The organism is Kitasatospora sp. NPDC057542 (assembly GCF_042801945.1).
Classification (GTDB): Bacteria; Actinomycetota; Actinomycetes; order Streptomycetales; family Streptomycetaceae; genus Kitasatospora.
In genome coordinates this window covers 1-1,454 of sequence record NZ_JBHVFE010000836.1, presented here as the reverse complement: position 1 = coordinate 1,454, position 1,454 = coordinate 1, and the positions used below count along the sequence as shown (strand labels likewise).

Genomic DNA, 1,454 nt, shown 5'->3' with positions numbered 1-1,454 from the left:
GCGCGACTCCGGCCAGGCTGGCCAGGTGGTCCGAGCTGCCGTAGCGGCTCATGTCGCCGGCGGTGGCGGCCAGGAACTCGGCGCCCAGCAGTGGGCCGATGCCGGGCATGCTGGCGATCACCTCCGCGAGTCGGTGTTCGCGAAACCGGGCCGCAATGAGCTTGTCGATCTCGGCGATCTGTTCGTTGAGGCCCATCACCTCCTTGGCCAGGGTGTGGACGACCTGCGCGACGATCTTCTCCCCGGAGACGGTGGTGTGCTGGCGCTCGGCCGCCTCCGTGGCGGCCTGGGCCAGGGCCTCGGCGCCGCGGACCTTGCGGTTGCGAAGCCAGGTCGTCAGCCGGGTGCGGCCGGTGCGCCGCAGCGCGGCGGGGGTCTGGTAGCCGGTCAGCAGGATCAGCGGCCCCTGGTTGTCCAGGTCAAGGGATCGTTCCAACGCGGGGAAGATGCCGGTGAGTTGGCCGCGCAGGCGGTTGATCCGGCGGGTGCGGGCGGCGCTCGGGTCTGCCCGCCGTCCGGTGAGTATCCGCAGCTCGACGGCGTGCTCGTCGTCCGGCCGCAGCACCGTGAGGTCGCGGCGCATGCGGGCCTGGTCCGGCGATGACAGTGGCGTCCTTGGCGTCGGTCTTACCACCTCCCCGGTAGCCGGCCGAGGCCCGGTTGACCGCCAGGCCGGGTATGTAGACGAGCCGCTGGCCGTGGCCCAGCAGGATGTTGATCCACAGGGCGGCCATGCCGTCCGCGACGTCCACCGCCCAGACCACGTCCTCGTCCAGCGCGAGAACGTCGGCGAGCAGCGCCGGCAGTTCCGGTTCGTCGTTCAGTACACGACGCGACAACAGTCGCCCGCCCTCGGCGTCCAGCACCACGCAGTGGTGGTGGGTCTTGCCGATGTCCGTGTCCGCCCAGATCCGGGCCACCCGTGCGCGTGTTCACCGCCGTCGAGGAACAGGTCCGCCAAGGCCTCGCCGCTGGCCGCCGGCACCTGGCCGAGGCCGAGATGCAGCGGGCCGCCCGAGCCCGCCGCCGCAGGCACACCGCCCCGTAGACCCGCGCCTTGTGTCCGAGCGTCCGGGAACGGAGCGCAGGCGGCCGGGTCCCGGGGAAGCAGGGCGGTGTTCCGCGGGGCCCGGCCGGTGGGAGGCCAGCCGTGCCGGGGTGGCGTGGCGCGGCTGCTCTGCTCAGCGGCCCGGTAGTGCTGGGGTGGGGCCGCCGTGCCGGGAACGCTCGACCGCGAAAGCCGAAGTGAGAAGTGCTCTGACCTGGGATTTTTCCATCCCCCCTCAAACCACACTGCCCGGGGGCACCGTCATGGGCCAGCACGACGGCCTGTCCAAGGACGGCATCCAGGCCGTCGCCACGATGTACACGTAGCCGGCCGTCCGAGGCCCGGTCCAGCCATTGGTGGAGAAGACCCGCCGTGTCCGCCGTGTTCGCCGGTCACGGTCCTGAAT

The 1,454-nt window shown here is 71.9% G+C and carries 2 protein-coding genes and 1 pseudogene; 2 read left to right on the top strand and 1 reads right to left on the bottom strand.

What is annotated here, in order from left to right:
* Window positions 1-920 (bottom strand): annotated as a pseudogene (locus ACFU7Y_RS43945) (IS110 family transposase); the annotation flags it as partial.
* 2 nt (window positions 921-922) lie between these two features.
* On the opposite strand from ACFU7Y_RS43945, the gene ACFU7Y_RS43940 reads away from it, so the two are divergent.
* Both ACFU7Y_RS43940 and ACFU7Y_RS43935 read left to right on the top strand, forming a co-directional pair.
* Window positions 923-1,048, top strand: a complete 126-nt coding sequence (locus ACFU7Y_RS43940; RefSeq protein ID WP_263454917.1) for a hypothetical protein — start codon at window positions 923-925, stop codon at window positions 1,046-1,048.
* Window positions 1,049-1,245: 197 nt separating this feature from the next.
* Window positions 1,246-1,374: a hypothetical protein gene (locus ACFU7Y_RS43935; RefSeq protein WP_263454916.1), complete on the top strand. Its 129-nt coding sequence runs from the start codon at window positions 1,246-1,248 to the stop codon at window positions 1,372-1,374.
* The last annotated feature ends 80 nt before the right edge of the window (window positions 1,375-1,454 follow it).